Consider the following 23733-nt stretch of genomic DNA (forward strand, 5'->3'; position numbering starts at 1 on the left):
CGGGACCGTGGATGCCGCGCGGTGAACACGTTCTCGATCTTGCGGGACTTTCTCCGCTACCTTGCAGGTGATACAACTGGAACACGTTCTAAATCGTAGGCGGGATCGACAACGTGGATTTCTCTCTGGATCAGACACAGGAAACGGTGGCGGAGATCGTCGTGGGCCTGCTCGCCCGCGAACCCGGCGATCCCGCCGATCCGGGCGGTTTCAGCCCCGAGCTGTGGCAGGCCCTCGCCAAGGCGGACCTGCTGTCGCTGGTGTTACCCGAGCGGCTCGGTGGTGACGGACTGGGACTTCTCGAGGTCGCGACGATGCTCACCGAGATCGGGCGCGGGGCCGCACCCGTCCCGGCGCTGGCGACTCTCGGCTTCGGCGTCCTGCCGGTCCTCGCGCTCGGATCGACCGAGCAGCAGGACTCCCTGCTCGACGGCGTCCAGGCCGGACGGGTCCTCACCGCCGCACTCGCCGAACCGGGCGCCGCGTTCCCGGCGGTGCCGTCGACGTCCGCGGTCGCGGACGGCGGTGACGTCGTCGTGACCGGCCTGGCCGTCGCCGTGCCGTTCGCCGATCTCGCGCACCGCATCCTCGTGCCGACCGATGCCGGCGTGGTGCCGGTGGCGCCCGACGCGCCCGGCGTCACCCTCACCCGGAGCGCGACTTCCTCGGGCGCACCCGAGTTCACGGTTCGGATGGACGGCGTCCGGGTCCCCGCCGGCGACGTCCTCTCCGGCGGTCTCGACGGTGTCGCCACGCTGTACCGGATCGCGCTCGCGAGCATCGGGGCGTACGCCGACGGTCTCCTCGCCGGTGCCACCGCCCTGGCCGCCGACCACCTCACCACACGCGAGCAGTTCGGCAAGCCGCTCGCGGCGTTCCAGGCGGTCGCCCAGCAGATCGCCGACGTCTACGTCACGTCGCGGACGCTGCACGTCGCGGCGCTGGCGTCCGCGTGGCGGGTGGCCGAAGGACTGGATGCCGACAGCGCCGTCGACATGGCCTCGGCCGACAACGATCTCGACGTCACGGCGTACTGGCTCGCGACCGAGGTGCCGGCCGCGATGCGAACACTGCACCATCTGCACGGCGGCATCGGCGTCGACGTCACGTATCCGATGCATCGCTACTTCTCCATCGCCAAAGACCTGGCCCGCCTCGTCGGCGGCGCCTCGTACCGACTCGACCTCGTGGGGGCCCGGTGTTCATCGATCTGACACCCGAGCAGCGTGAGCTGCAGGCGGAACTGCGCCGCTACTTCGCCGGGCTGATCTCGCCGGCAGAGGCGGACATCATGCTCACCGAGCGCCACGGCCCCACCTACCGTGAGGTCATTCGCCGGATGGGGAAGGACGGCTGGCTCGGCGTCGGCTGGCCCGTCGAGTTCGGCGGCCGCGGCTTCGGTGAGATCGAACAGCAGATCTTCGTGAACGAGGCTGTGCGAGCGGATGTTCCGCTACCGTCGGTGACCCTGCAGACCGTCGGACCGACGCTGCAGGTGTACGGCACCGAGGAACAGAAGCGCAAGTTCCTGCCCGCGATCCTCGCCGGGGAGGTGCACTTCGCGATCGGCTACTCCGAGCCCGACGCCGGCACCGACCTGGCGGCGCTGCGCACGACCGCCGTGCGCGACGGCGACGAGTACGTGGTCAACGGCCAGAAGATCTTCACCACCGGCGGCCACGACGCCGACTACATCTGGCTCGCCGTGCGCACCGGGGCCGCCGACTCCCGGCACCGCGGCATCTCCATCCTGATCGTCGACACGAAGGATCCCGGCTTCTCGTGGACGCCGATCATCACCGCGGACGGCGCGCACCACGTGAACGCCACGTACTACTCCGACGTCCGGGTGCCGGCGAGCATGCTGGTCGGTGAGGAGAATCGGGGTTGGAAGCTCATCACGACCCAGCTCAACCACGAGCGCGTCATGCTGGGCCCGGCCGGTCGGGTCGCCGGACTGTACGAGAAGGTGTTCGGCTGGGCCGCGACGCGGAACCTGCTGGACCTGCCCGACGTCCGCCGCGGGCTCGGTGAGATCCACGCCACCTACCGTCTCAACGAACTGCTCAACTGGCAGGTCGCGGCGGCCACCGGCGACGTCGATGTCGCGGACGCCTCCGCGACCAAGGTCTTTGCAACCGAACGCATTCAGCGGGTGGGCCGGATCGCCGACGAGATCGTGGGCGCCCACGGTGACCCCGGCGACCCCGAGACGGCGGCGCTGATGCGCTGGCTCGACGTCCAGGTGAAGCGGAACGTCGTCATCACCTTCGGTGGCGGGGTCAACGAGGTCATGCGCGAACTGATCGCGGTGGCCGGACTGGGACTGCCGAAGGTGCCACGATGACCGAGAACACTGTGCCCGACGGAAACCCCGGTACCGCAGAGATTCTCGCCGCAGCCGAGCAGATCAAGGCCGGCGGACCGAGCAAGCCGCGCGCCGGGCGGGACCCGGTCAACATGCCGATGATCCGCAACTGGCTCGAGGCGATCGGTGACGAGAACCCCGTCTACGTGGACGAGACGGCGGCGGTCGCCGCCGGTCACGGCGGGATCGTCGCACCGCCCGCGATGGCGCAGGTGTGGACCATGCGCGGTCTCGGCGCGGTCCGTGAGGAGGACGACCCCCTGGGTCGGATGACGCAGATCCTCGACGACGCCGGCTACACGTCGGTGGTCGCCACCAATTGCGACCAGATCTACCACCGCTACCTGCGCCCGGGCGAGGAGGTGACGATCGAGACGACGCTCGACGATGTCGTCGGCCCCAAGAAGACCGGGCTCGGTGAGGGCTGGTTCTTCACGACCCGCAACTTCTGGAGAGTCGCGAAGGACGACGGCAGTACGGAACTCGTCGCCGAGATGATGTTCCGCATCCTCAAGTTCCGCCCGCCCACCGACTCACGATCGGACAGTTCGACCGGACCGGCGTCACACTCGGCCGAGACGAACGTGCCGCAGGATCTCGATCCCACGCGGATGCTGCGGCCGACGCCCTCGCGAGACACCCAGTTCTTCTGGGACGGCGTGGCCGCGCACGAACTGCGTATCCAGCAGCGTCCGGACGGTTCGCTGCAGCATCCGCCGGTGCCGGCGCTCTGGAAGGACAAGTCCGAGACCACCGACTACGTCGTGGCGTCGGGCCGAGGCACGGTGTTCAGCTTCGTCGTCCATCACGCGCCCAAGGTGCCGGGGCGGTCGCTGCCGTTCGTGGTGGCGCTCGTCGAACTCGAGGAGGGCGTGCGGATGCTCGGTGAGCTCCGCGACGTCGCACCGTCCGACGTGACGGTCGGCCTGCCCGTGGAGGCGGAGTTCCTCGACTTTCCCGGCGATGACGAGACCGGGGACGAACCGTGGACGCTGTACGCGTGGCGTCCGGTGAAGGAGTCGTAGATGACCAGCGCACTCGACATCGCCGTCGGCGACCGGCTCCCGGGGCTGTCGATCCACGGCGACCCCACGTTCATCGTCTCGACGGCGTTGGCCACCAGGGACTTCCAGGACGTGCACCACGACCGGGACAAGGCGCAGCAGCGCGGGTCGAAGGACATCTTCGTCAACATCCTCACCGACACCGGCCTGGTGCAGCGGTTCGTCACCGACTGGGCGGGGCCGCGGGCCCGGCTCACGTCCGTCAAACTGCGCCTGGGAGTGCCGTGGTACGCGTACGACACGCTCCATCTGTCGGGTGAGGTGATCTCGGCCGTGGACGGCGTGGTCACGGTCGAGGTGGTCGGCCAGGACAGTCTCGGTGACCACATCACGTCGACGGTCACGCTGGTGATGAACGACGACGCGGACGGGGGACGGGCATGAGCGGGCTGTCCGGCAAGGCTGCGATCGTCGGCATCGGTGCCACCGACTTCTCGAAGGACTCCGGCCGCAGCGAACTGCGGCTGGCCGCCGAGGCGGTGCAGGCCGCGCTCGACGACGCCGGGCTGCAACCGTCGGACGTCGACGGCCTGACGTCGTTCACGATGGACACCAACACCGAAGCGGCGGTGGCTCGTTCGGTGGGCATCCCGAACCTGAAGTTCTTCAGCCGCATCCACTACGGCGGCGGCGCGGCGTGCGCCACCGTCCAACAGGCCGCCATGGCGGTGGCGACGGGAGTCGCGGACGTCGTCGTGGCCTATCGCGCGTTCAACGAACGCTCGGGTGCGCGCTTCGGCCAGGTCAACGCCGGGCTGGTACAGCAGGTGAACTCGTCGGGCACCGACAACGCCTTCTCCTACCCCCACGGGCTGGGGACGCCGGCGTCGTTCGTGGCGATGGTCGCGCGGCGGTACATGCACGTGTACGGCGCCACCAGTGAAGATTTCGGTCGCGTCGCGGTCGCGGACCGCAAGCACGCCGCCACCAACCCCAAGGCGTTCTTCCACGGCAAGCCGATCACGCTCGAGGACCACCAGAGTTCGCGGTTCATCGCCGAGCCGCTGCATCTGCTGGACTGTTGCCAGGAATCCGACGGTGGCATCGCGATCGTGGTGACGTCGCCGGAACGGGCCGCGGACCTGCCGAACAAGCCGGCGATCATCGCGGCGGCCGCACAGGGCAGCGGGCCGGACCAGTACATCATGACCAGCTACTACCGGGACGGCCTGACCGGGCTGCCGGAGATGGGCCTGGTGGGCGATCAGCTGTGGGAGCAGTCGGGACTGCAGCCGGCGGACATGCAGACCGCGGTGCTGTACGACCACTTCACGCCGTACGTGTTGATGCAGCTCGAGGAACTCGGTTTCTGCGGCCGCGGGGACGCGCGCGACTTCATCGCCGACGGTGCGATCGAACTGGGCGGCCGGCTGCCGATCAACACGCACGGCGGTCAGCTCGGCGAGGCGTACATCCACGGCATGAACGGCATCGCCGAGGGCGTCCGTCAGATCCGGGGTACCTCCGTCAATCAGGTGCCGGATGTCGAGAACGTCCTCGTCACCGCCGGAACCGGCGTTCCCACTTCGGGACTGGTGCTGACGGCGTAGGACACGAGAGTTCCCGCACGCTGGGACGCCGGTATTGCGGGCGTCCACGCGCTCCTGGAAGGTGGCGTCACGAGGAGTCGGATCAGCCCGGGCAGGCGGCCGTGTGACGGCCGTCGAGTCGAGCCGACTGCGTGACGAGAGAGGAACTGTGACGTGGCAGTGGATCGCCGACCTGATTTGCACCCGGACGTGGAGTCCATGCTCGCTGTGCTCGAGGCAGGATTTCCGGACGTCACCAAGTTCCCGGCGGCGGAGCTTCGTGAAGTGATCGCGTCTCGCCGGGCACCGTTGGCGTACCAGCCCGACATGGCGACCGTTCGCGACGTCACCATCGACGGACCCGGTGGGGACCTGAAGCTGCGTGTCTACGTACCGCATTCGGAGTCGAACGATCCGCTGCCGGTCATCGTCTTCGCGCACGGTGGCGGATTCGTGTTCTGCGACCTCGATTCCCACGACGAGTTCTGCCGTTCGATGGCGGACGCCGTGGACGCCGTGATCGTCTCGGTCGACTACCGGTTGGCGCCGGAGCATCGGGCGCCTGCCGCGATGGAGGACGTCTACGCCGCCCTGCTGTGGACTGCGGACAACGCCGGCGAGTACGGAGGCGACCCCGACCGGATCGCTCTCGCGGGCGACAGCGCGGGCGGAAATCTTGCCGCCACGGTCGCGCTGGCCGCCCGGGACCGGGGCGCGCCCCGGCTCGCGGCTCAGATCCTCGTCTATCCGGTCATCGACGACGAATTCACGACCGAGTCGTACACGAAATACGGAGTGGGCTACTACAACACGACCGATGCGATGCGTTGGTACTGGGATCAGTACGCGCCCGAGGACCGGTCGAGCGAGTACGTGGTTCCCACCCGGGCGGCGACGCTCGCGGGGCTGCCTCCCGCGCTGGTCGTGACGGCCGAACTCGATCCCCCGTGTTCGTCCGGCGAGTACTACGCGCAACGGCTGGCAGCGGACGGGGTACCGGTTGTCGCGCACCGATTCGACGGCCTCTTCCACGGCTTTCTCACCTTCCCCAAGCTGTCGCTCACCGGTCCGGCACGTCTCGAGCTGTGGCAGATGATCCGGGACGTCCTGAAGGTGGGCGATTCGTCCGCCCGATGAGGCGCCGCAGTCGCTGCGACGGCCCCCGCACCGTCCGGTGCGGGGGCCGTACCTGCGGCCGACCGTCTCGCGTTCAGTTCAGCCAGGCGCACGGCGCGCCGGTGCGTCAGGCTGCCGGCGCGATCTTCCGTGCACTCGAGCAGTCCAGACTTGCGCGATCTCACTGAAGGCCCAGGGGGCCGCGCGCCTTTCCGGTGGTTCCCACCTTGACAAGGCGCACGGGGTGCGAAGCGCCTAGTGCGTCGCCAGAGCCACCCGCTGCCGCTCGCCTGCTGTCTCGGGACGGGCCTCGCCCGGCAGGTCGACGCGGACGTGGTGCAGGCGTCCGGTGAACGCGAAACGGCCCACGATGTCGTCGCACACCGGGCTGCCACGGTTGATGCCGATGTCGAGCTGCTCGTTCATGCTGAAGATCGCCCGCGTGGTCTGCTCGACGCGGGCACTGCCCACCAGGGCGCCGTCGACCGACAGCCGCGCCGTGCCGCCGAGCCCGATTCCGCCGCCGTCGTAGTCGAATTCGAGGCGGACCTCGCGGGTGTCCGCGGTGAGCGCGACGTCGGGGCGGACGAAGGTGAGCCCGCCACCGCTGAAGTTGTAGCAGAACACCGGCTTCGAATCCGAGACGTACAACGCCAGCCCGCCGAAGCTGCCGCCGACACTGGCCAGGACGCCCTCGCACGGCTTCCCACCGGTCTCGAGCGAAGCGGTGATGACGTACGACCGGTTGAAGAACGGCGGCGCCGCCTTCTCCGGTAGCCCGTTCATGTGCGGGTACAGCGTGATGCTCGTGCGACCCCGCAGCGGGTGCGGCGGACGGTCCTTGGGTGCCGCGTTCCGCGTCACCGTGCGGTCGTCGAGCGGCAGCACCTGGTACCGCGCGGCCTCGACGAGGAACTTCTGCTTGAGCTCCTCCAGCTTCTCCGGGAACTCGTCGGCGAGGTCACGGGCCTGCGACCAGTCGACGGTGGTGTCGTACAGCTCCCACCGATCCTCGTCGAACGCCGGCAGTTTCAGGCCGTACGTCGCCATCAGCCACGGCGCCCGGTGCAGCGTGACGGCCGTCCAACCGTGGTCGTAGATGCCGCGGTTGCCGTAGATCTCGAAGTACTGGGTGGTGTGTCGGTCCGGGGCCGCCGGGTCGGTGAAGGTGTAGTTCATCGCGACCCCCTCCATCGGCTTCTGCGGGACGCCGTCGACAGTGTCCGGGGCCGGCACCCCGACCGCTGCGAGGATCGTGGGGGTGATGTCGACGCAGTGGTGCCACTGGCGCCGCAGCCCCGTCTCGGTGATGCCCTTCGGCCAGTGCGCGACCAGTCCGTTACGCGTGCCGCCGTAGTGCGACGCCGCCTGTTTGGTCCACTGGTACGGGGTGTCGAGCGCCATCGCCCACGACGCCGGGTAGTGCGGGTAGCTCGCCGGGGTGCCGAGTTCGTCGAAGCGCTCCAGCACCTCCGCGGTGGTCTGCTTGTAGCCGTTGAGTCCGGCCAGGTAGTTGAACGAGCCCTCCATGCCGCCCTCGGCGGAGGCGCCGTTGTCGCCCAGCATGTACAACACCAGCGTGTTGTCGAGGGCGCCCAGTTCCTGCAGGCGATCGATCAGTCGCCCGACCTGGTCGTCGGTGTGCTCGAGGAACGCCGCGTACAACTCCATCAGGCGGGCGGAGACCTTCTTGCGGTCGTCGTCCAACTCGTCCCAGTGCGGCAGGTCCGGCGCCCACGGCGCCAGTTCGGTCTCCGGGGGCACCACGCCCAGTTGCTTCTGCCGCTCGAGGGTGATCTCCCGCTGCCGATCCCAACCGTGGTCGAACTCGCCGCGGTACTTGTCGAGGTAGCTGTCGGGCACCTGCAGCGGCGCGTGGCACGCGCCGAACGGCAGGTAGCAGAACCACGGCTTGTCCGGGTCCATCGTGCCGACCGATTCGATCCACTCGATCGCGCGATCCACCAGGTCCTCCGACATGTGGTAGCCCTCGTCGGGCGACCGCGGCGGATCGACGACCGTGAAGTCCCGGTAGAGGACCGGGGAGAACTGGTCGGACTCCGCGCCGAGGAACCCGTAGAAACGGTCGAACCCCTCCCGGGTGGGCCAGCGGTCGAACGGGCCGGCCTCGCTGATCTCCCACGTCGGGGTCTGGTGCATCTTGCCGAACGCGCCGGTCGCGTACCCGTTGCCCTGCAGCACGCGCGCCACCGTCGCCGCAGAATCCGGCCGAGTCCCGTTGTAACCCGGTGCGGCCGTAGCCTGTTCCGCGATCACTCCGAACCCGACACTGTGGTGGTTGCGGCCGGTCAGCGTCGCCGCCCGGGTCGGGGAGCACAGCGCCGTGGTGTGGAAGCGGGTGTACTTGACACCGTCCGCGGCCAGCCGCTCGGCCGTGGGGGTGCGGCACGGCCCACCGAACGCCGACGGTGCGCCGAATCCGACGTCGTCGAGCATCACCAGCAGAACGTTCGGTGCGCCCTCTGGTGGCCGTACGGGCTGCGGCCGGGTGAAGGCCTCCTGCTGGTTGCGGTAGTCGACCGCAGCGGACACCTGTGGGTCGGTGCGGACGACGGGGATCGAGTGACGATTCATGGTGCACCTCTCTGAGGGGTGGAACAGCGGAGGGTACAGGCGGCGCCTTGACCCTTAAAGCGTTGACTTACTACTCTCTCGGCGTGTCGAACCCTGGAAACGCGAAAACCGCCATGATCGAGGTCGCCGAGCGCATGTTCGCCGAGCGCGGCATCGACGGGGTGTCGATGCGGGACGTCGCCGCCGCGGCCGGTCAGCGGAACAACTCCGCGGTGCAGTACCACTTCGGGGGACGCGACGGCCTGGTGCTGGAGGTCTTCCGCCGGCGCATGCGGGAGATCAATCGCAGTCGCGCCGCTTTCCTCGCACGTCTGGACGCGGAGGGCCGGGGCCACGACGTGCGGGGCCTGGTCGAAGCGGTGGTGGTCCCGCTGGCGGACTACCTGCGGACGTCGGGAACCGATTCGTACTACGCGCAGTTCATCGCCCGGGTCTCGCCGTCGGTGGACATCGTCAACTCCGATCTCTCCGACGTCACCGAGGTGAGCCGCGAGGTCTCCACGCGGCTCATGCGGGCGCTCGAGCACCTGCCGCGCCGGGTCGCGGTCATTCGGGTGGACCTGATGCTGAACATGGCGGTCTCCGCGCTCGCGGTGTTCGAGCAACGGCGCAACAGTGGTATCCCTTTGGTGGAAGCGGACTTCGACGAGACCGTTCATCACCTGGTCGACATGTCGGTGGGGGCGTTGACGGTGCCGGACTCCGCCTCGGACTGATCGGCGTCGGCGCCGGCTGTGGGTGCGCCCATGCCGCCGGACGCGGGCGTCCGCCCGTGCCTCATCACGAGCGCGACCGCGATCCCGACGAGTCCGACAGCGCCCGCGTAGAGGAACCCGCGCGAGATCGCCTCGTCCGCGTACAGGACGGCATGCGTCTTCGGCGAGACGGACAGCACGTGGTGTGACATCACCACGCCCGTCACCGTCACGGCGACCGCCGAGCACAGCTGCATCGTCACGCCGGCGATGGCGGTCCCGACGCCGCTCGTCTCCGGGGGCAGGGCATCCTGCACCAGATTGGCGTTGGACGAGTGCAGGAAGCCGACGGCGAAGCCGGCGATCGCGCTCAGCAGTGCCACCTGCCACGTCAACGTCAAGAGCTTGCTGCCCAGGACCATCGCGACCAGGAAGAACCCGCCGGATCCGAGCAGGACCTGCCGCGCACCGATCCGCTTGGCGAGGTAGCCACCGAGTGGTCCGGCGACCATCGCCGCGATACCCAACGGACAGGTCCACAGCGCGTACTGCGTTGCGGAAAGACCGGCGCCGTAAGAGATTCCCGGGATGCCCGACGGAGTCTGCAACAGCGTCGGCATGAGAAGCGAGTGCGCGTTCATCATGTAGCCGAGGCCGGCGACGGCCAGGACCGTGGGCCCGAACTTGCGGCCGAAGAGGATCTTCAGGTCGATCAACGGGTGCGTTGCGACGCGTTGCCAGGCGACGAACGCGGCCAGCATCACGAGGCCGAGCAGCAACAGCCCGCGGGTGCTACCCGCGGACCATCCCCACGAGCTGCCCTTCGTGATGCCCAGCAACAGGACCGCCACGCCGGGGCCGAGCAGTGCGGTACCCAGGTAGTCCACCGGACGATCGGTCCGGACAGGACTCTCCGGTACCACCGCCCAGTACAGCGGGATCAGCACCGCCAGGTAGATCGCCATGAACCAGAAGATTCCGTGGAATCCGAAGCCGTCGATGAGCCAGCCTGCGACGAACGGCCCTGCGACCGCGGACATTCCGATCCCGGTCGCGACCATACCGAGCGCGACGGGCACGAAGTCCCGCGGCATGATGTCGCGGACGAGGCTGTACGACAGTGCGACGATACCCACCAGGACGCCCTGCAGTGCCCGCCCGACGAGCAGGACGGCGAACGATGTCGCCGTTGCGCAGACGATGCTGCCGATGACGAACACCACGGCCAGTCCGAGGATGACACGTTTCTTTCCGAGCCTGTCCGACGCTTTGCCGATCAACGGCATCAGCGTCGCGCCCGTGAGGGTGACGATCGAGACCACCCACGCGATGTTCAGGGTCTGGAACGCCGGGGCCATGTGCGGCATGGCCGGGTAGACCATGAGGATCTCGAAGGTCGCGATCTCGGAGAAGAAAATGATCACGGCGAGTACGGCAAAGCTCCGGGCACGCGGAACCGTGCCTCGAATCGGGGTGAGGGCGAGCGCCATCGTTGTCCTTTGTGTCGTGCGGAGAGCGACGAGGGCTGCGGCGTCACGAGACGGGGACGCAGACTCGTTCGTCGTCGAAAGGGGTGTGCCTGGCGGTGGCGTTTCGACGGAAAGGGGCGGGCGGTGCCCAGGAACAGGACCTTAGTCCTCGTCATCCGCCGCTCTGTGACGCAGGTCCCACTCAGTGGAAGCGGCCGCTGCGCTCCGCGCCTGAACACCGTCGTCAATGCTGTTGAAGTGCAGCGTGTTCGAGGGATTTAAGGCAGTGTCTTGACGATTTAAGTCACTGACTGATAGCTTGCCGATGTCGTCCTCGGTCTCGGCTGCGGACGTCGGCGGTGGCGTGTTTCGGAGCGGGATCCCACGAGAGCAGGAGGCTTGCATGGCAACCCTGACCAGTAGTCGTACCGTCGCGATCGGCGGGCACTCGATCGAGTTCGGCCCCCGCGGAATGCGCCGGTGTGCAGACGGATTCGAGTCCGCTCCGTACACACAGTTCGAGGTCCGTCCGGTGACGCCGTACATCGGCGCGGAGATCCACGGCGTGGACCTGCGCGATCCGAGTGCGGAGATGATCGAGGAACTGCGCCGGGCGCTGCTCGAGTGGAAGGTCGTGTTCTTCCGCGACCAGAAGATCACGGGTGCGCAGCACCGTGACTTCGCCCGCCACTGGGGTGAGCTCGAGGTGCACCCGCTGCTCCCCCAGGGGGAGGTGCCCGAGGTGGTCCACTTCGAGCGCGGCGAGGACAACCCGGGTACCGAGAACATCTGGCACGTCGACGTGACGTGGCAGAAGCGCCCGCCGCTGGGGTCCGTGCTGCGCGCGTTGGAGGTGCCGCCGGCGGGTGGGGACACGCTGTGGGCCGACATGGGCAACGCGTACGACTGCCTGTCCGACGAGGTCAAGGAGAAGATCGAGGGTCGCGTCGCGATCCACGACTTCGTCCCGTCGTTCGGTCGCTCCATGGGGCCGGAGAAGCTGGCCGCGATGAAGGAGCAGTTCCCGCCGGTGGAACATCCGATCGTGCGGATCCACCCCGAGACCGGTCGCCGCACGCTGTTCGTCAACAGTCTGTTCACCACGCACATCCCGGACATGGATCCCGCAGAGAGCGAACCGCTGCTGCGTCACCTGTTCGACCAGGCGAAGGTGCCGGACTTCCAGTGCCGCTTCCGGTGGCAGCCCGATTCGATCGCGTTCTGGGACAACCGCGCCACGCAGCACTACGCGGCCAGCGACTACTTCCCGCATCGGCGCGTGATGGAGCGGGTGGCCATCCTCGGCGACGTCCCGGCCTGAGAGGGCAGGACGTGGACGTGACCCGGGACGACCGGCGACGCCGGAACGCAGAGCTCGACGCCGCCTGGCAGGGCCTGTGTGACAACCTCTCCCGCGCTGCCGCGGTGATCACCGGGGACCCGAGGTCGGAGGACCCGGTGATGCGGGCGGCCGGTTACCGGTACCTGCTCAACCTGTTGAACGCCGGTCTCGAACAGGTGGTCTTCAGTGCCGACCCGGACTACCCGGAGGTGGGCCGTCTACAGGACAACACCAAGCGGTACGCGACGGAGTCGCCGGACTGTCTGTTCGGGCACGCGGTGCTCGACCCGGCCGGAACGTACCGGCTCACCGGCACCGGGGGCCGGGCCCGCTACATCGGGCTGACCCTGTACGACACGGTCAGCCTGTACGAGAAGGCGCAGTCGGACGGCGACCGACCGCGGGACTTCCGCGCGGCGTTCGCGGCGGCCACCGGATCGACCCTCGGGGCGATCTCCAATCCGGGTGGAATCGTGTTGCAGGACAACGGCGATTTCGAGGTCGTCATCAGCGCTCGCCCGCACACCGGCAACTGGCTGCCGATGCCCGAGAACACGAAGGACATCATCACCCGCCAGTACTTCTACGACTGGGACGCCGAGGAGCCCTACCACCTCTCCATCGAACGAATCGACGTCGAGGGGACGGGGCCGGTCACCGAACCGGTCACCGTGACCGGACAGGTCGAGTCCGTGGGTCGGTTCGTCGACGGATTCGCCGGGTACTGGGCCGCGATGTACGGTCTGCGCGACGGTGAACGCAACGTTCTGCGCACGCAACCCGCCGTGAGCTCGTCCTACGCCGGCGACGGCGGCCACATCGCATACGGCGGCGGCACTTTCGACATCGCACCGGACGAGGCGCTCATTCTCGAGGTGACGCCCCCGGACTGCCACTTCTGGAACATCCACCTGGGCGACTACTGGGGCCAATCGCTGGACTACACCTACCGGCAGACGTCCCTCAACGGTCACCAGGCCGTCCTGGACGGGGACGGGGTGTTCCGTGCGGTGGTCGCTCACCACGACCCGGGCGTCGTGAACTGGCTGGACACGGCCGGCAACGCCGTCACCCGGTGCGTCTACCGGTGGTGGCTCGCGGCCGGTGCCGATCTCCCCACGCCGACGGTGCGTAAGGTGAAGTTCGCTGACGTGCCGGGCGAGCTGCCGGCCTCGGCGCGGATCGACTCGACCGAGCGCCGTGCCGTGCTGCTGCGGCGGCGTGCGGCGGTGCTGAAGCGCTATGGCCGTTGATCGAGTCGACGTACGAGGAGGGATCGCCCCGGTGACACCGCGCGGGTGGCGGCCGAAGGCCTTTCGGGAAGGGGCCGACCCGGACCCTCGATTCACTCTCGCGAACGAGCGGACCTACCTCGCCTGGGTGCGAACCGGTCTCGGTCTGATCGCCGCCGCTGTCGGACTCGAGGCGTTCGGAACCGGTGTGGTGGGCCCGGTCCTGCACACCGTGCTCGTCGTCGGCCTGCTGGTGGGTGCGGTCTTGCTGGTGGTCTTCGCCTTCCTGCGCTGGATGGGAGTGGAAGCGGCGATGCGGACCGGGCGCAGTCTGCCGGTGCCGGCGATTGCGGCCCTGCTGGCGGGGCTCATCGCCGGCGCAGGCATCACGCTGCTCATCGTCCTGGTGCGATGAACTCGGCGGGCGCGGGACACCGGGATCCGGGTCTGCAGCCCGAGCGGACGACGCTGGCCTGGGTGCGCACGGCTGCGAGTCTGGCGGCAGTGGCCTTCCTGTGCCTGCGGTACGTCCCCGGCTCGTCGATCCTGATCCAGATCCTCGGGACGTGGGCGGTCGCGGCGGCCTCCGTGGTGGTGGTGACGGCGCGGCGCCGCTACGAGCGCGTGAGCGAGCACTTCGAGGCGGGCCGAGTGGTGTATCCGTTCCTGCTCATGTTCGGCCTGGCGGTCACCGTCGTGGGTCTCGCCGGGGTGTCGGCCGTGGCCGTCCTGGTCGCCGGCGGGTGACGATTGCGTCGCATCTCCCGACGGGACGGCCGTGTGTGCTTCCGTGGAGACGGCAGGGACTTCCCGCTGGCCGGGACTTGTGGCCGCAGTCACACCCCGGGCGAGTAGTGATAATTGCGGACCCCGTGTGTCATCACGGACCCCGATCTCGAGGAGAACAGCAGCATGCAGGAGTTCGAAGGCAAGGTCGCACTGATCACCGGCGCAGCCCGGGGGCAGGGCCGGTCCCACGCGGTGGCATTCGCCGAGCGTGGCGCCGACATCGTCATCTGTGATCGGTGTGAGGACAGCGGGTCGGTGTTCTACCCGCTCGGAACCGAGGAGGACATGGCCGAGACCGTGCGCCTCGTCGAGGCGACCGGCCGCAAGTGCATCGCCGTGAAGGCCGACACCGGCGATCGCGCGGCAATGAACGACCTCGTGGCGCGTGCCGAGTCCGAACTCGGGCGGGTGGACATCGCGGTCGCGAATGCCGGCGTCTCGGTCGCCGCTCCGGTCCAGTCGATGACGCAGGAGCAGTGGAACGAGGCGATCAACTCCAACCTCACCGGCGTCTTCAACACGATCGGCGCCGTCTCTCCGGGCATGATCGAGCGCGGGTACGGCCGCATCGTCACGATCTCGTCGATGCTCGGCCGGGCCGGCAACACCAACATGGTCGCGTACGCCGCGTCCAAGTGGGGTGTCATCGGCATGACCAAGAGCGCGGCACTCGATCTGGCCCAGAACGGCATCACCGTCAACGCGATTGCGCCGGGCAACATCTCGACCGGGATGATCCACAACAAGGCGCTCTACTCGATGATGCGCCCGGACCTCGACGAGCCGACGATGGACGACGTCGCGCCGGTCTTCCAGAGCCTGCACGCACAGCCCGTGCCGTGGCTCGATCCGTTCGAGATCACCCGCGCCGTGCTCTTCTTCGCCGCCGAGGCCAGCGCGCACATCAGTGGCACCGTGCTCCCGATCGACGCCGGCAATGCAGCTCGTGTGACCGGGTGACCTCCGATCCGGCGCCCGCTTCGCGCAAAGCGCGGAGCGGGCTCGTCATCGCGGTCCTGAGCCTGAGTGGAATCCTCGTCGCGCTCCTGCAGACCCTGGTGGTGCCGGTGCTCCCTGCGTTCGCGGTGGATCTGGACGTGCCGCCGACCAGCGCGTCGTGGCTCGTGACGATCACGCTGCTGACCGGCGCTGTGGGCACACCGCTGATCGGCAAGCTGGCCGACATGTTCGGCAAGCGCGCGATGATGCTGACGTGCCTCGGGCTCATGATTGCCGGTTCGGTGATCGCGGCCGTGGGGTCGAGCTTCGCCGCCGCCGTGGTCGGACGCGGCCTGCAGGGCTTCGCGATGGCGCTCATGCCGGTGGGTATCAGCATGATGCGCGATGTGTTGCCGCCCGAACGCCTCGGCGCCGGTGTCGCGTTGATGAGCGCGACGATCGGCATCGGCAGCGTGTTCGGTATGCCGCTCGCCGGCGTCCTGCACGAACACCTCGGCTGGCAGTCGCTGTTCTGGGTGCCCGCCGCCTTCGCGGTCGTCATGGCGGTGTTGCTGCCGTTCGTGGTGCCGGAGTCGACCACCCGTGCCGTGGGCCGCTTCGACTACGGGGGCGCGGTGCTGTTGACGTCGGCGCTGACGGCGGTGCTGCTGGCAATCTCGAAGGGGGGCGTGTGGGGGTGGGGGAGCGTGCCCACGATCGGACTCGCCGTCGGCGGCGTCCTGGGGCTGCTGGCCTGGATACCGCTGCAGCTGAGGGTGTCCCATCCGCTGGTCGACCTGCGAACCTCGATCCGTCGGCCGGTGCTGGTGGCCAACGGCTGCGCACTGCTGCTCGGGTTCGCGATGTTCCTCAGCTCGTACGCGTCCACCCAGGAACTCCAGGTGCCGACGTCGACGGGCCACGGTCTCGGACTCAGCGCCGCCGCGGCCGGACTGGTGATGCTCCCCGGCGGCGTCGTGATGATCTTTCTGGCGCCCGTGTCGGCGACGATGATCCGGGTCTGGGGTGCCGGCGTGACGCTGGCCGTCGGCGCCGGCGCGATCAGCCTCGGCTTCGTCGAGCGCGGAGTGCTCGGTAGCAGCGTCCTCACCGTCGGGATCAGCGCCTTCGTGGTGTCGGTCGGGGTCGCGTTCGCGCTCGCCGCGATGCCGGTGCTGATCACCACGGCGGTGCCGCTGGACCAGACCGCGACGGCCAACAGCGTCAACAGCCTGGTGCGTGCGGTCGGGACATCGGCCGCGAGTGCCGTCGGCGCGGCGATCGTCGCGGCGTCGGCGGTCACGGTCGGCGCGGCCGCGGTGCCGTCGCCGGTCGGACTCGACCGGTTGTTCTGGCTGGGCGCCGCCGTGTCGGCGGTCGCGTTGGTGGTCGTGGCGTGCGTGCCGGTCCGCACCGCCCGCCCGCCGGTCGTAGCGCCGGTCCCGGCCGGACCCGATTCGGTGCGGGTGCGCTGACGGCTGCCGGTACCGGGCGCCGGCGGTGGCTGCGGGAGTGCGCAGGCGCCACCGGCGCCGGGGGAACGGTTCGTCGAGGCCTACGGAAGGAGTCGGTCCATGAAGCCGTTGGTGAAGACGCGGTGCGGATCGATCTCGTTGTACCGGGTCCGGGCGGTGTCCCAGTTCTCGGTCGTGGGGACACCTTCGATGTAGGTGGCCCGCATCTTCTCGGTCACGATGGCGGTGTCGGTGTAGGGATCCGGGCCGAACGCCCAGCCCTTGGACCACTCGGGGCGGAAGGTGGCCGCGGCGTTGTTGTAGTGCGACCGCATCCACTGCTCCATCTCCTGATAGAACTCGAACATCCCGGGAGTGCCCGGGACGCCCAGGACGTTCAGCCAGATCGCGACGTCCCAGTCCGGATGATCGGGTCGCGGACGGGTCGCGGAGATGGTGGGCGGGCCCGCCGACGGAACCTTGACGTCGGCCGGCTGATCGAGTCCACAGCAGCGGATCTCGACCGGTCCGTTGAGGGGGAACTGACCCTTGGAGCGGTAGTACTCGATGCGGCCGTGGAACCATTGCGTGAAGTCGTGGATGACGGTCGCGATGTTCGCGCGGCTCGTGACGACCGCGCCGCCGCCCTCGGTGAGGCGCAGGGTGGTCGCCTTGATGTAGAACTGGACGTCCTTCGACCAGCCCCAGATGTCGTAGGCGTTGGTCGCGGCGAGGCCGGCGGCCGTGATCCCGTACATCGCCGGACCGAACAGCGGTGCGATGCCGGGGTTTCCGGCGTTGATGGCGCCGATCATGTCGGTGATCGGCTCCGGGAGGTTGTCGGAGAAGATGTAGTTGTACGGTCCCGTCACCTCGCGTGCCTGCGGTGGCTTGCCCACGAGGGAGCCGAGCGAGCCGAGGCTACCGGTCACGTCGTTCGACGAGTCGGGTTTGGTGGGCGAGTTGGTCCACGTCTTCATCCACGGCTTGTCGGTGAACGGATACCAGATCGCCTCGGCGCCACCGCACTCGGCGACGAACTTCTCGAACGTCCGTCCCGACGCCCCCTTGGGCGCGAAGAGTTCCTGCCACGGGATGTCGGTGTAGCTCTGGCACCGCTGGCGCAGGTTGGGGCCGGCCTGCATCGTCACCGACGTGAGGAAGCAGCGGCCCAGGTTCGTGAGCATCGGGGTGATGGCAGGATCGTTGCGCCGGTAAGTCTTCAGCGCGTAGCCGTTCCCGTCCCACACCACCGCGGTGAGCTCGGTGACCAGGTTGCTCAGCGACCCGTAGGTGTGGCCCGGGAGAGGGGTCTGTCCCTCGGCCGGCAGCGCCGCGCCGTGGGCGTTGACCGCCAGCGCGCCGCCGATCGAGAGCACACCCGGGGCAGGGAGGTTGGCCCACCCGAGGTTGTGCTTCTGCAGTTCGGTGACGATGGCCTCGATGCTGGCGCCCGCACCGGCGGTGACGGTGGCCGGGGTGCCCGGGTTCACCGTGATGCTGTTGAGGTGGGTCATCGTGTCGGCGAGGATCACCTTCTCGACGTTGCCGCCCTTCTCCACGGTGAGCGGGGTCCAGCCGTGCATCGCGCCGCGCGGTCGAATCTTGTACCCGTTCGTGTGCGCCCAGTCGGCGAGCCGGACCACGTCCTCGGGTGTCTTGGGCGAACAGACCCAGGTGGCGTCCAGCATGATCTCCTTGGACCAGTTCTGGTACGCCTGCTGGAACAGCGCGATGCCGTCCGGGAAGTTCGGCGGCGTCGGCAGCGGCGCCACCGGACCGGACGATCCGAGCGACCCGAGGGAAGCCGTGGAACCCGCGGGCACCGCGAAGGCGGGGGTCCAGCCTCCGGCGACGGCGCCGGCCGCCAGGGCGCCGGCGCCCGCGGCCAGGAAACCGCGCCGCGAGAGCCGGGGTTGCTCGTCGATTGACGTCATTCGTGTACTCCAGGATGTCGAGGGGACGGGGGAGGGTGTGGGTGTACCGGCCGGGTCGACTGGGGTGTCGACCCGGCCGGCAGGGTGTCGGAGGGGTTGTCGGGGCCGCTCGGCGCCTACGCGACGGTGAGCACGACGTCCGCGAGTGCGGGCGCGCCGTCGCGATCGGGCACGGTGGCCGAGATCAGCAGACGGTCGCCGTCGCGCCAGATCCGTGTCCGAAGCGTCTCGCCCGGGTAGACCACCCCGGCGAAGCGAGCACGAAATCCCTTGACGCGGTCGGCATCACCGCCCAGCACGGTGTCGGTCGCCGCCTTGCACACGATGCCGTACGTGCACAGTCCATGCAGGATAGGCGCAGGGAACCCGGCGGCGGAGGCGAATGCGGGATCCGAATGGAGAGGATTGCGGTCTCCGCACATCCGGTAGAGCAGGGCCTGCTGTGACAGCACCTGCGAGGTCACGTCGGCGTCGGGTTCGCGGTCGGGGAGCTCGACGGATTCGGACGGTCCTCGTTCGCCGCCGAAACCGCCTTCTCCACGGGCGAAGATCGACGATCGCGCCGTCCACAGGGGCGTACCGTCGAGCGCCACGGTCGTGGACTCCTGCACCACCACCGCGGCCTTGCCCTTGTCCCACACCTCGGCGATCCGAGTGGTGGTCTGCGCCGAGCCGCTGGCCGGAATCGGCTGGTGCACGGTCACTTCCTGGCTGCCGTGAACGACCTTGGCGAGGTCGATCTCGATGCCGGGGAAGGACACGCGCGGAGCCTCGGTCGCGTGGATGTTGGCGACCACGGTCGCGAACGTGGGTAGCACCTGCGGCTTGGCGTCGTCGAGGTAGCGCAACTCGCGCTGATCGAGCGGGCGGGCGCCCGCGCCGATGCCGAGGTGGTAGAGCTGCACGTCCGACGGCGACCACGAGAACTGCTGGGCGGGGAGCTCCGCCCCGACGGCGATCGACGGATCGATGGGCACTGGCCTTCTCCTGTCAGTTCGGCGCGGCCGTCAGTTGGCCACGGACTCGGTGGCCGCGCGGGCGCGGGCGGCGATGTCGAGCACCGCCAGGTACGCGAAGGTCATCGCGGGGCCGATGGTCGCGCCCGGGCCGGCGTACGTGTGACCCATGACCGGTGCGCTGCAGTTCCCGGCCGCGTAGAGCCCGTCGATCACCGAGCCGTCCTCGCGGAGGGCGCGTCCGTCGACGTCGGTGACGATGCCGCCCTTGGTGCCGAGATCGCCCGGCACCATCTTGATCGCGTAGTAGGGCGGCTTGACGATCTCGCCCAGGCTCGGGTTCTTCAGCCGCGGATCGCCGTAGTAGTGGTCGTATCCGCTGTCGCCGCGACCGAAGTCCTCGTCCTTGCCGCGCCGAGCGAACCCGTTGAACCGCTCGATCGTCTCGGTGAGCGCGTCCGCGGGCAGCCCCGCCTTCTCCGCGAGTTCGGCGATCGTGTTCGCCTTGACGACCACGCCCGCCTTCAGCCAGCGCCCCGGGAACGGCGACCGGGGCGTGATGCCCGCGAAGGTGTAGCGGTTGCGGTAGCGCTGGTCGAGGATCATCCACGTCGGAATGTTCTCGCCGGGGCCGTCGCCGAGGCCGTACTCGCCGCCGTACATCGTGTGGACGGCCTCGACGTACGGGGCGGCCTCGTTGCCGAACCGCTTGCCGCGGGTGTTGACCATGATGCAACCCGGCAGGGTGCGTTCGGACAGCGCGAACCACGGGCCGCCGGTGAGCGGAATGGACGGACCCCACCACGCGTCGTCCATGAAATCGACTGCTGCACCCAACTTCTGGCCGGCGACGATGCCGTCGCCGGTGTTGGCCTCGGCGCCGACCGTCCACTCGGTTCCGATGGGCGCACGCTGGTACTGCTTGCGCATCTCGTCGTTGTGCTCGAAGCCGCCGGACCCCAGCACGACGCCGTACCGGGCGCGGATGATCTGCTCGGAGGACCCGTCGGGGCCGTCGACGAGCACCTTCACGCCGCGCACCGCGTCACCCTCGGTGTACAGCTCGGTGAGTGGAGTGTTCAGCAGGATCGGGACCCCGGCGTCGCGCAGACCGAGTCGCAGGCCCGCCACGAGTGCCTGGCCACGCACGAGCAGGTCCTTGCCGCGGGCCTTGGCGGTGAGGAACCGCAGACCGACCTTCATCGCCTGCACCGGTCCGCGGCGGTTGCGCATCAACAGGTTGAGCCAGCGGTAGTCGGCCTGCGTGATGACGAAGTTCTTGGGCGCCTTGACGAAGTCGGGCTCGAGCTTGTCGCGCTCGTCGCCGAGGCGCGTGCCGTCGAAGGGGACCGGTTCGACCGAGCGCCCGCCGAGACGGCCACCGGGCGCCTCGGGGTAGTAGTCCGAATAGTCCGGTACCCACTGCAGTTCCAGGGCGCTGTGCTTCAGCACGAACGACAGCATCTCGGGGCCGCGGTCGATGTACGTGTCGATCTTCTCCGAGGGGACCGCGTCGCCGATGATGCTGTGGAGGTAGGTGCGGGCCGCGTCGACGGTGTCGGTGACGCCGTCCCGCTCGAGCACCTCGTTGTTGGGGATCCACACGCCGCCGCCCGAACGCGCGGACGAGCCACCGTAGTGCGCCGCCTTCTCGACGACCACCACGCTCAGGCCCTGGTGCGCGGCGGTGAGGGCGGCCGTCATGCCGGCCGCACCGCTGCCGACGACGACGATGTCGTATTCCTGCTTGCTCATGTAGAACACGTTATAGAATGGGGTGGCCGCCAGTCCATGCTTTCTGCCAGTAAGGATGGAAGGGGGCGCCCGACCGTGACGTTGGCAAACGAACACACGTTGCAGTCCTCTTCGTCGTGTCCGTGCTCGCCCGTCCCGTCGCGGTAAGCCTGCGGATCGAGTAGGAGTTCGCATGACGAAGGCAACTGTGGCGATCGTGGGGTCCGGCAACATCGGCACGGACCTGCTCTACAAATTGCAGCGATCCCCGTGGCTCGAGCCGCGGTGGATGATCGGTATCGACCCGGCGAGCGAGGGGCTCGCCCGCGCCCGGAAAGCGGGTCTCGAAACGTCGGCCGAGGGCGTGGACCGGCTCCTGGGGCAGGCCGAGAAGCCGGATCTGCTGTTCGAGGCGACGTCCGCGTCCGTGCACCGCGCCGCCGCGCCGCGATATGCCGAGCACGGTATTCGTGCCGTCGACCTGACCCCGGCGGCGGTCGGGCCGGCCGTCGTACCGCCGGCGAATCTCGGTGAGCACCTGAACGCGCCGAACGTCAACATGATCACCTGCGGCGGGCAGGCGACCATCCCGATCGTCCATGCGGTGTCGCGTGTGGTCGACGTCCCGTACGCGGAGATCGTCGCCTCGGTCGCGTCGGTGTCGGCGGGCCCGGGCACCCGGGCCAACATCGACGAGTTCACCGAGACCACCAGTCGCGGTGTCGAGGTGATCGGCGGCGCTCGCCGGGGCAAGGCGATCATCGTCCTGAATCCGGCGGACCCGCCGATGATCATGCGTGACACCATCTTCTGCGCCGTCCCGAGGACGCGGACCGTGACGCCGTCACCGCGTCGATCCGGCGGACGGTGGCCGACATCCAGCAGTACGTCCCCGGGTACCGGCTGCTCAACGAACCACAGTTCGGGGAGCCGAGTGTGGTCTCCGGCGGGCACGCCACCGTCACCACGTTCGTCGAGGTCGAGGGGGCCGGGGATTTCCTGCCGCCGTACGCGGGCAACCTCGACATCATGACGGCGGCGGCCACGAAGGTGGGCGAGGAGATCGCCCGGCAACTCCTGAGCGAGAGGGTGTGAGCGACATGGACGACGAGCGTGACGGTGTCGATCGGGCGGGTGGCGTCCGCTACGACGGCGCCTGGGACATCCGGGTCACCGACACGTCGCTGCGCGACGGGTCCCACCACAAGCGGCACCAGTTCACCGGCGCGGAAGTGCGCGACATCGTCGCCGCCCTTGACGGTGCCGGGGTTCCGGTCATCGAGGTCGCCCACGGTGACGGCCTCGGCGGGTCCTCGTTCAACTACGGCTTCTCGAAGACCCCGGAGCAGGAGCTCGTCAAGACAGCGGCGGAGACCGCGCGGCGAGCGAAGATCGCGTTTCTCGTACTGCCGGGGGTCGGCGTCAAGGAGGACATCGCGCTGGCGCAGGACAACGGCGCCGCGATCTGCCGGATCGCGACGCACTGCACCGAGGCCGACGTCTCGATCCAACACTTCGGTCTGGCCCGCGACCGGGGGCTCGAGACCGTGGGATTCCTCATGATGGCGCACACCGTCCCGCCCGAGAAGCTGGCCGAGCAGGGCCGGATCATGGCCGATGCCGGATGCCAGTGCGTCTACGTCGTCGACTCGGCCGGCGCGCTCGTCCTCGAGCAGGTGAGCGAGCGCGTCGAGGCCCTGGTGCAGGAACTGGGCTCCGATGCGCAGGTGGGCTTCCACGGGCACGAGAACCTGGGGCTGGGGGTCGCGAACTCGATCGCGGCGATCCGCGCCGGGGCCCGACAGATCGACGGCAGCACCCGCCGGTTCGGCGCCGGCGCCGGCAACACACCCGTCGAAGCCCTCGTCGGGGTGTGCGACAAGATCGGCGTCAAGACGGGGATCGACTTCTTCGCGATCGCGGACGCGGCCGAAGACGTGGTGCGACCGGCGATGCCGGCCGAGTGCCTACTCGACCGGCAGGCGCTGATGATGGGGTACGCGGGCGTGTACTCGAGCTTCCTCAAGCACGCCGAGCGGCAGGCCGAGCGCTACGGCGTCTCCGCCGCGGAGCTGCTGGTGCGTGCGGGACGGCGCAAACTGGTCGGCGGTCAGGAGGACCAGCTCATCGACATCGCGCTCGAACTGCAGCGGGAGGCGGCGGCGCAATGAGCCGCCGCCGCTACGCCTCGGTGTCGCGGACCTCGAGGATGCCCTCCATCACGGCGTGCTCGATACTGCTCAGCAGCCGCGGACAGGTCTGACGCGAACCTGCCCGGCCGCCGGAGCCGGTGAACTCCGGGCACACCTGGGTGGGATCGCCCTGCCACTGGATGCTGGTGTGCTTGTAGCTGTTCTTCCGCACGAGCACGCACGTACCGCAGGCCCGGCACTCGACCTCCTGCAGCCCCTGCTCCAGGTACGTCTCGTGATCCGCGGCAGTCTGCGCGCGGACGGCCTCGACCCGGGCCGGGCTGTCCGCATAGCTCGGGGCCTTGGCCCAGGTCGAGGTCAT

Annotated in this window: 20 protein-coding genes and 1 pseudogene; 15 read left to right on the top strand and 6 right to left on the bottom strand. The window is 68.9% G+C overall.

Annotated elements, in window-relative coordinates:
* The first annotated feature begins 113 nt into the window (after positions 1 to 113).
* The 6 genes from E7742_RS21945 (at position 114) to E7742_RS21970 (ending at position 6098) form a co-directional block, all read left to right on the top strand.
* Positions 114 to 1214, top strand: a complete 1101-nt coding sequence (locus E7742_RS21945) for an acyl-CoA dehydrogenase family protein (protein ID WP_137800872.1) — start codon at positions 114 to 116, stop codon at positions 1212 to 1214.
* Positions 1199 to 2347: an acyl-CoA dehydrogenase family protein gene (locus tag E7742_RS21950; RefSeq protein WP_137800873.1), complete on the top strand. Its 1149-nt coding sequence runs from the start codon at positions 1199 to 1201 to the stop codon at positions 2345 to 2347. Before E7742_RS21945 ends, E7742_RS21950 begins: the two co-directional genes overlap by 16 nt.
* Positions 2344 to 3393: a bifunctional MaoC family dehydratase N-terminal/OB-fold nucleic acid binding domain-containing protein gene (locus tag E7742_RS21955; protein ID WP_137800874.1), complete on the top strand. Its 1050-nt coding sequence runs from the start codon at positions 2344 to 2346 to the stop codon at positions 3391 to 3393. Before E7742_RS21950 ends, E7742_RS21955 begins: the two co-directional genes overlap by 4 nt.
* Positions 3394 to 3816 carry a MaoC family dehydratase gene (locus tag E7742_RS21960; RefSeq protein ID WP_137800875.1) on the top strand — a complete coding sequence of 141 codons (423 nt, stop codon included), beginning with the start codon at positions 3394 to 3396 and terminating at the stop codon, positions 3814 to 3816. It begins immediately after the preceding gene.
* Positions 3813 to 4982, top strand: a complete 1170-nt coding sequence (locus tag E7742_RS21965) for a lipid-transfer protein (protein ID WP_137800876.1) — start codon at positions 3813 to 3815, stop codon at positions 4980 to 4982. Before E7742_RS21960 ends, E7742_RS21965 begins: the two co-directional genes overlap by 4 nt.
* 198 nt (positions 4983 to 5180) lie before the next feature.
* Positions 5181 to 6098, top strand: coding sequence for an alpha/beta hydrolase (locus E7742_RS21970; RefSeq protein ID WP_137801351.1), 918 nt, complete (start codon positions 5181 to 5183; stop codon positions 6096 to 6098).
* A gap of 234 nt (positions 6099 to 6332) precedes the next feature.
* Here E7742_RS21970 and E7742_RS21980 read toward each other — a convergent pair whose 3' ends face one another.
* The gene (locus tag E7742_RS21980; RefSeq protein ID WP_137800877.1) at positions 6333 to 8672 is read right to left on the bottom strand and encodes an arylsulfatase; all 2340 of its coding nucleotides are present in this window, start codon (positions 8670 to 8672) and stop codon (positions 6333 to 6335) included.
* Between the two features lie 83 nt (positions 8673 to 8755).
* Between E7742_RS21980 and E7742_RS21985 the strand changes: the two genes are divergently transcribed.
* Entirely contained in the window at positions 8756 to 9388 is a 633-nt protein-coding gene (locus E7742_RS21985; protein WP_254699108.1) for a TetR/AcrR family transcriptional regulator, read from the top strand.
* Here E7742_RS21985 and E7742_RS21990 read toward each other — a convergent pair.
* On the bottom strand, positions 9331 to 10791 hold the full coding sequence (locus tag E7742_RS21990; RefSeq protein WP_254699109.1) for an MFS transporter: 1461 nt from the start codon (positions 10789 to 10791) through the stop codon (positions 9331 to 9333). The two genes, E7742_RS21985 and E7742_RS21990, sit on opposite strands and share 58 nt — an antisense overlap.
* Positions 10792 to 11239: 448 nt before the next feature.
* On the opposite strand from E7742_RS21990, the gene E7742_RS21995 reads away from it, so the two are divergent.
* The 6 genes from E7742_RS21995 to E7742_RS22020 all read left to right on the top strand — a co-directional run bounded on the left by E7742_RS21995 (position 11240) and on the right by E7742_RS22020 (position 16613).
* Positions 11240 to 12157, top strand: coding sequence for a TauD/TfdA dioxygenase family protein (locus E7742_RS21995; RefSeq protein WP_137800879.1), 918 nt, complete (start codon positions 11240 to 11242; stop codon positions 12155 to 12157).
* A gap of 17 nt (positions 12158 to 12174) precedes the next feature.
* Positions 12175 to 13431, top strand: coding sequence for a DUF1214 domain-containing protein (locus E7742_RS22000; RefSeq protein WP_137800880.1), 1257 nt, complete (start codon positions 12175 to 12177; stop codon positions 13429 to 13431).
* Positions 13421 to 13825 (top strand): YidH family protein, encoded by a 405-nt coding sequence (locus E7742_RS22005; RefSeq protein ID WP_175420555.1) that lies wholly within the window; start codon positions 13421 to 13423, stop codon positions 13823 to 13825. The genes E7742_RS22000 and E7742_RS22005 overlap by 11 nt, the downstream gene beginning before the upstream one ends.
* Positions 13822 to 14157 (top strand): DUF202 domain-containing protein, encoded by a 336-nt coding sequence (locus E7742_RS22010; protein WP_137800882.1) that lies wholly within the window; start codon positions 13822 to 13824, stop codon positions 14155 to 14157. The genes E7742_RS22005 and E7742_RS22010 overlap by 4 nt, the downstream gene beginning before the upstream one ends.
* Before the next feature lie 165 nt (positions 14158 to 14322).
* A complete protein-coding gene (locus E7742_RS22015; RefSeq protein WP_137800883.1) occupies positions 14323 to 15159 on the top strand; it encodes a mycofactocin-coupled SDR family oxidoreductase in 837 nt (278 codons plus the stop codon).
* Positions 15156 to 16613 carry an MFS transporter gene (locus E7742_RS22020; RefSeq protein WP_137800884.1) on the top strand — a complete coding sequence of 486 codons (1458 nt, stop codon included), beginning with the start codon at positions 15156 to 15158 and terminating at the stop codon, positions 16611 to 16613. The genes E7742_RS22015 and E7742_RS22020 overlap by 4 nt, the downstream gene beginning before the upstream one ends.
* Positions 16614 to 16693: 80 nt before the next feature.
* Here E7742_RS22020 and E7742_RS22025 read toward each other — a convergent pair whose 3' ends face one another.
* The 3 genes from E7742_RS22025 to kstD form a co-directional block, all read right to left on the bottom strand.
* Positions 16694 to 18529 (bottom strand): cholesterol oxidase substrate-binding domain-containing protein, encoded by a 1836-nt coding sequence (locus E7742_RS22025; protein ID WP_137800885.1) that lies wholly within the window; start codon positions 18527 to 18529, stop codon positions 16694 to 16696.
* Positions 18530 to 18645: 116 nt separating this feature from the next.
* Positions 18646 to 19506: a MaoC/PaaZ C-terminal domain-containing protein gene (locus E7742_RS22030; protein ID WP_137800886.1), complete on the bottom strand. Its 861-nt coding sequence runs from the start codon at positions 19504 to 19506 to the stop codon at positions 18646 to 18648.
* Between the two features lie 30 nt (positions 19507 to 19536).
* Positions 19537 to 21240, bottom strand: coding sequence for a 3-oxosteroid 1-dehydrogenase (gene kstD, locus E7742_RS22035; protein ID WP_175420556.1), 1704 nt, complete (start codon positions 21238 to 21240; stop codon positions 19537 to 19539).
* Positions 21241 to 21412: 172 nt separating this feature from the next.
* Here kstD and E7742_RS22040 point away from each other — a divergent pair.
* Positions 21413 to 22314 (top strand): annotated as a pseudogene (locus tag E7742_RS22040) (acetaldehyde dehydrogenase (acetylating)).
* Positions 22315 to 22319: 5 nt separating this feature from the next.
* Positions 22320 to 23390, top strand: a complete 1071-nt coding sequence (gene dmpG, locus E7742_RS22045; RefSeq protein ID WP_137801353.1) for a 4-hydroxy-2-oxovalerate aldolase — start codon at positions 22320 to 22322, stop codon at positions 23388 to 23390.
* A 10-nt stretch (positions 23391 to 23400) separates the two neighbouring features.
* Here the strand turns inward: dmpG and E7742_RS22050 are convergent, their stop codons facing one another.
* Positions 23401 to 23733: a hypothetical protein gene (locus E7742_RS22050; protein ID WP_137800888.1), complete on the bottom strand. Its 333-nt coding sequence runs from the start codon at positions 23731 to 23733 to the stop codon at positions 23401 to 23403.

The organism is Rhodococcus sp. SGAir0479, assembly GCF_005484805.1.
In the GTDB taxonomy this organism is placed as follows: domain Bacteria; phylum Actinomycetota; class Actinomycetes; order Mycobacteriales; family Mycobacteriaceae; genus Prescottella.